The sequence below is a fragment of the Borreliella yangtzensis genome (assembly GCF_014201775.1).
GTDB classification, from domain to species: domain Bacteria; phylum Spirochaetota; class Spirochaetia; order Borreliales; family Borreliaceae; genus Borreliella; species Borreliella yangtzensis.
The window spans coordinates 1-6,402 of the sequence record NZ_JACHFG010000017.1; the positions used below are offsets into that span (position 1 = coordinate 1).

6 protein-coding genes are annotated in these 6,402 nt (G+C 25.1%); 3 read left to right on the forward strand and 3 right to left on the reverse strand.

The features are described 5' to 3' along the window. Positions 1-1,375: 1,375 nt before the first annotated feature. From HNP68_RS05830 to bmpA, 3 genes are all read left to right on the forward strand, one after another. Positions 1,376-2,137, forward strand: coding sequence for a virulence associated lipoprotein (locus HNP68_RS05830; protein WP_183221375.1), 762 nt, complete (start codon positions 1,376-1,378; stop codon positions 2,135-2,137). 634 nt (positions 2,138-2,771) lie between these two features. Beyond that, positions 2,772-2,921 carry a hypothetical protein gene (locus HNP68_RS07770; RefSeq protein WP_183221377.1) on the forward strand — a complete coding sequence of 50 codons (150 nt, stop codon included), beginning with the start codon at positions 2,772-2,774 and terminating at the stop codon, positions 2,919-2,921. Between the two features lie 917 nt (positions 2,922-3,838). After that, complete coding sequence (gene bmpA, locus HNP68_RS05840) at positions 3,839-4,858, forward strand: nucleoside ABC transporter substrate-binding protein BmpA (RefSeq protein ID WP_183221379.1); 1,020 nt, start codon at positions 3,839-3,841, stop codon at positions 4,856-4,858. Between the two features lie 67 nt (positions 4,859-4,925). Here the strand turns inward: bmpA and HNP68_RS07775 are convergent, their stop codons facing one another. From HNP68_RS07775 to HNP68_RS07300, 3 genes are all read right to left on the reverse strand, one after another. Further along, positions 4,926-5,051, reverse strand: coding sequence for a transposase (locus tag HNP68_RS07775; RefSeq protein ID WP_183221381.1), 126 nt, complete (start codon positions 5,049-5,051; stop codon positions 4,926-4,928). 1 nt (position 5,052) lies between these two features. Further along, complete coding sequence (locus HNP68_RS07780; protein WP_183221383.1) at positions 5,053-5,250, reverse strand: transposase; 198 nt, start codon at positions 5,248-5,250, stop codon at positions 5,053-5,055. 730 nt (positions 5,251-5,980) lie between these two features. After that, positions 5,981-6,193, reverse strand: a complete 213-nt coding sequence (locus HNP68_RS07300; protein ID WP_235684955.1) for a hypothetical protein — start codon at positions 6,191-6,193, stop codon at positions 5,981-5,983. Between the last annotated feature and the right edge of the window lie 209 nt (positions 6,194-6,402).

A 6,402-nucleotide genomic window follows, 5' to 3' on the forward strand; every position in this document is an offset into this window, starting at 1 on the left:
TAAATCTTAAAGCTTATTATTGTAATGAAATAAAAACTAAGGCAGGAACTGCCTGAAGTAAAGCTTGTGGACCATGCTCTAGTGGATGACCGTTCGTTTAGAACCTAAAAAGCTATCATGGGATGAAACAAGAAGCTATTTCTATAATCTTTGATTTAGAAATAGCAGTTCACTTTGATATCTAAATATTCAAAAAGATAATAGAAGTAAATAATTTTAATCCTTAAATATAGGATAAATATATATTTATCTAAAAGAAATATTGTTATTATTTTCTTTAATATCTTTTTCGTTACCCTCTTCGATTAGCCTGAATTCCGAAATTTCAGTTGCGATGTTTTTCAAAGACTTTGGCACTAAAAAACAAGAATAAAAAAATGATATAAAAAAATATATTTTAAATACTTATGCCTTTTTTCATAAAATTTTTTTTGCTTTAATTAGTTTTTAAAATCTCCCCTTATTAATTTTATGTTGAAAATTCATAAAATATTTTTTCATTATATCAAAAAAAGAGTTGACTAAAAAATTTAACTACTATTTTTAAAGTGAACTACTATTTCTATAATCTTTGATTTAAAAATAGTAGTTCACTAAGGGTAGTATTTGTAAATGGTTTAGTCTGCTAAGCAAATATAAAGAATCATTGATAGTCTGGAAATATAGTCTCATTGATAGTCTTAATATTGCATTTATATATTTTTGACTTTATATTTTATAGTACTGTAGGGTGTATCCTTAATTTTTTGTTAAAAAATATTAATTTTTGTTGTTTTATATATTTTCTATTTATGGATTTTAATCTATAAAAACGCAATCTCCATGTAAAAACTAACAAGACGGGTTATTAATTAGTTTTGTTAGTTTTTTGCAATAATGCAGCAAGTAAAAAGAAAACATTGATAATAATAAAAATATAAAAGCTATTTTGATTTTATTGCCTAAGTACAAATTATGAAGTCCGGGTATTAGGATCATCGCCTAGCATTAATTCTTTTTCTAAAAATCCTTTGATTTTTGCTTTTTGAAGTAAAATAAGGTTGCTCATATAGTTATTTTTATCATTTATACTTATTTTTGTTCATTGTGAAATTGAAAAAAAATTAAGAATGACAGATGCGCTTTATTTATAAATATCTTCTTTTAAAGATTTAATTTTCATAAATTAAAATAATAATTTTTTTTAAATTTTTAAGAAATTTATATGATATCTAAAATAGATTATTAAAATAGTTCAAAATTCTATAAAATTTTTGATAATAAAAATGTTATTATGATTATTTAAAAATTAATTTATTTAATAAAGTATTCAATATTGAAAATGATTAATTATTCAATTATACTAAAGATTGAACGACATTCAAGGAGAATATTTATGAAATATTTTATTATTATAAATATATTCTTTTTTCTAATTTTAGCTTGCACCCCAGAAGATTTTGGCTTTAATAAAAAAAATATTAAGCGTATATCTAATAAAAAGGCATTAAAACCCAACGCAGAAATGGACTTTATTAAGAAGGAAGAAGAAGACCCAAATAAAAAAATAAAAAATAAACTACTTAATGATTTAAACAATTTAATGGAAGTAGCTAATGTACGTAAAGAAAAGTGTATGAAAATGGTGGAAAAAGAACCCGAAGACAGATATGGGTTGGCCTTCAGAGCAATGCGATGGAGTTCTGGTGCTCCAGGACTTATATCCGACAATTCTAAAGGATCTAGAAACTATAGAAAAAATGTTTATACCATTTTAGATATTGATACTAAAGACTTAAAAGAATTCTCAAGCATTCTAGAACCGATAAATCGTATACCAAATATCTTTAACCCCTTGTCCTATCTTGGAAATAATTTCCATAAAGTTATTGATCACTTATATTCCAAAAAAGATACTCTAGATGAACTAGATATTTCAGATTTAGAAAAGCTTAAACAATCACTTGAAAAGGTATTATCTATAATTGAAGTAGTCTCAGAAGAATTAAAACAACTTTTATTAGATTATCAAAGTGATAGGAATTCTATAAAAACAGATATCACCAAGCGTACATCTCATATAGATACATTGAGCAATCAAATGGGGGAAAAAGTTACAGAAACAGACAATCTGCGAGATGTCATATTATCAATGTGACATAATCTATAATTTAAATTTTTTATAAAAATGATTTTAAAGATTTTTCTAGTGGCGGTGATCCAAATCTTTTTGGATACTTTGTTATATTTAATTTAAAATTAATAAAACCAGGTGGTAATTTAACTTATCTAACTCCTTATAGGTCTTTGGAGCGAATTTAGTTCTAGAACACTAAAAAACATATTTATAATAGCTATAGGCTTAATTACATTTACTAATTTAAAAATAAGAAAAGATTTCAAGATGTGGATTTTTTTAAATTTTCAATATTTCAAGTAAGCAATACTAAAGCTCCCACAACAAATTTTAAAGCAAAATTCATGATTTAGAGTAGCGATAATATTATTAAAGAAATAGCCTAAGATTTAAATTAAAAGATGAGAAATAATGTTTATAAAGGTACATAGACCAAGTTAAAAAACTATCCCTCATTCAAGAATAAATTGTCGAATTTAAAGATAATGAAAAATTTAGTTTAATCAATAAAATGTTAAGTTTATTTAGTGCGCTTAGTGAAGAATATATTGATTTTGGATTAGGAGTGAATTTAACAATTTATAAAAAGCATTGTATAAAGAATATGATAATGGAAATTTTATATTTCTTTATTCTGGAGCCAATGTTCATCAATTTGATTCAAAATCTTTTAAAGATAAATTTTCAAAAGAAAATTCTAAATTATTGTGATAAAAAAGAAGATTTATCAAAAATATTATCTAAAGATAATCAACATCAAACCGAAATAATACTATATAGAGATATTGCAAGAAATACAGATTAAGGAATTATGATTAGCCCTTTATCTCCTAAAAATTGTTATTGCGTAAGTTTACTGCATGTAAATTATGAGAAAACGTCAATATCTATTTATAAAAAATTATTTATTATATATATTTTTAATTCATTAACATTTGATTTTTTGATCAGAAGATTTGTTAATATACGTGGCCAAAAACCATGTTTATGTCAATGTCCAATGCTTCAGCCCCCAGAAGCAGATATTTTAGCTAACCTATTATATTTTAATATTGCAAAAATACTTCCGCTAATTAGCCAAAAACGATCCTTTAAATTTCTCCAATTTACTTTACTTAGAACATTTTGGCTTTAGTACGGTGAAAATCAGCAAGATACTTGAATTAGATATCAAAGATAAATTTTTTTTAAAAGAAAAAGAAAATAAAAAATAAAAATAATTTTGTTGTAATTAGCCTTTATTCACTAACCAAAGAAGATTTTAGAGTTTTACTTAATGACTTTAAGGCTAAAGGATAAAAAAAAAGGAGAAGATTATATTTTGTCTTTAATAAAAGGATATGAGAATTGGATGCTAGGTATGAAAGGTTCCAATCGTTGTGCCTCATAGCAGCCTAAGAGAAAGCTACCTGTTTTAATACTAATAATATTTTCATTACAAGAAGTTTTACAGTATTTTAAGATTTTTACAAAATCTATTTTGATATTATTTAGATTAATTTTTATTTATAATATAGGGCAAAGAAATTACTAAGCTATTTTAGATAGTATTCTTGAAGAATCGATTCTTTTTATTTTAAGAATATTTTTTATTGTATATATTGAGATATTTAAATAATTAGAATTTATTAAGTATTAGTGAACTTGAAGAAATACTAGTTAAAATTAAGTAAAAGTTATAAGATATTAACTATAACTTTATTTTAAAAGGATAAATAGTGTATGAATAAATTATTATTATTGATATTATTTGAATGTATTGTTTTTTTATCTTGTGGTGGTAAGGGTGGTTTTGAGAGTGGAATTCCCAAGATATCTGTAATAGTCGATGGAACTTTTGATGATAAATCTTTTAATGAGAGTGCTTTAAGTGGCGTAAAAAAAATTAAAGAAAAATTTGCTGTTGAATTTGTTTTAAAAGAATCTTCAGCAAGTTCTTATTTATCTGATCTTGAAGGTCTTAAAGATGCTGGTTCAAATTTAATTTGGCTTATTGGTTATAGATTTAGCGATGTGGCTAAGACTGTTTCTTTGCAAAATTCTGAGACAAAATATGCAATTATTGATGCTGTTTATTCTAATGAGACTATTCCCGAGAATTTAGTAGGCATGACTTTTAGGTCACAAGAAGGTTCGTTTTTGACAGGCTATATTGCTGCAAAAATTTCTAAAACGGGTAAAATTGGATTTTTAGGGGGAATAAAGGGGGAGATAGTAGATGCTTTTAGGTATGGATATGAAGCTGGTGCTAAGTATGCCAATAAAGATATCAATATATCTTCTCAGTACATTGGTAGTTTCTCCGACATTAAAGCTGGTAGGAGTATTGCAACTAAAATGTATTCTAATGAGATAGATATTATTCATCATGCTGCAAGTCTTGCAGGAATTGGAGCTATTGAGGTTGCGAAAGAACTTGGTTCTGGATATTACGTTATTGGCGTTGATGATGATCAATCATATCTTGCTCCTGATAATGTAATTACATCTGCAATCAAGGATGTTGGTAGAGCTTTGAGTCTTTTTACAGCTAACTATTTAGAAACTAATACTTTTGAAGGTGGAAAATTAATAAATTATGGTCTTAAAGAAGGAGTTGTAGGGTTTGTAAGAAATCCCAAGATAATTCCTATTGAACTTGAAAAAGAAATTGATAATCTTTTTGACAAAATAATCAACAAAGAAATTATTGTTCCATATAATGAGGAAAGTTATAAAAAATTTCTTAAAGAATTTGTTTAACAAAAAATAAGAAAGAATTTTCCCCCCCATAATTTTCTATGAAATTTAGGGGGAGATAAATTTGTTACTAAATGGATTTATTTTGAATATATTTTTTGATTATATCAATAGAAACTCCTCCAGTAGAAATAAGACAATAACTTCCAGACCAAAAATAAGGTTTCCAATAATATTTATCTAAATAAGGTAGAATATTATTTTCTTATAAGCCTTGAAGATACTGTTTTTAGATTATTGATTAATTTAGAAGGTTGAATATTGGAGGTAAATTCTAGTAATAAATGAATATGATCCTTGTCGTGCTTAAATTTATTAAGGGTTATTTTCCATAAAGAACATATATTAAATATTATTTGGTAAAGAGAAGATGAAAGCTCGGCATTTGTGTCTATATTTAGTAACTAATACTCAGTGATTATTAAAAGTTAGCTTGTGTGAAATTATACACTCAAGTATGAAACATATTTCAATAATATTAGTGTATATTGCTATAACTATTATAGGCCCCCTTGTTATGTTGCTAATTACTAGGCTTTTCAAATAATAATTACTAAAAATTTTTGTCCATAATTAATTAAGAAAAAAGATTTTAGAAAAAATTAGCTTTTGTAATTTACTAGTATTTTTGTAAATTTCTAATTTTCTTGGGTTAGCATTAATGTATAATTTTAGATTATACACATTTTTGCAGGGCTCATTTCCAGAAAAAAATTCGAAATCAAATTTGCAATAGCGAGATTGGCTTTAGTATAGTTGTTTAGGTAGTAATTTAGATTGTTTCGATTTAGCCTTAGAGGTGCAAATGACTTAATGTAATTGAGTTTTTGGTTTAGATTTAATATACAAGGTTTTTTAACCAATAAAAAGTTTTGTGATTTAAAGTTATATTTGATTTCGTGTAGAGAGTTTCTTTTGATTTTACAATTAAAGAGTAAATAATTTTGATCTTCTTAGTAGTAATACTAAAATCAAATATATTTGTTGCTGCATAATTAATTTTACATGTATTGATAGATACTAATCTATTCTTGTCTAGATTTTCAATACATCTAGAAATTTTGTTAGAGTCTGTTAGAGAATATGTTTTTTTGTAAACCGTTGTTTAAAGTATAAGAAAGTATGTCAAATTTGAAATTGTAAGGAGTTTTGATATTCAAATTTTTTAAATGGGGGCAGTGGAATTCCAGAAGCCATAATAATTCCAAGCAATTGGTGAGTAGTGCTAGAAGTATTCATAAGATGCTCACTAATCATAATGAATTCGTCTGGATTTATGTTATAAAGATTTTTTTGTTTAGCAGAGTTCTTTTTTGAAAAAAACTTGAATAAAGCCATAAAAACATTATGTGCTTTTGTACAAAAAATTTTTAGTAAAATTTTGGAATTTCTAAGTTAATATTTTGAATCTTTTAAAGATTATAATTTAAAGTTTTGAGTTTTAAGGTTAAAATGTTGATATTTATAAGGATAGGTTTTGATTTTCTAGGTTAATCTTTTAGGGTAGGGTGAAAACATCTATACTAATAAAAATCAACATTTTAACC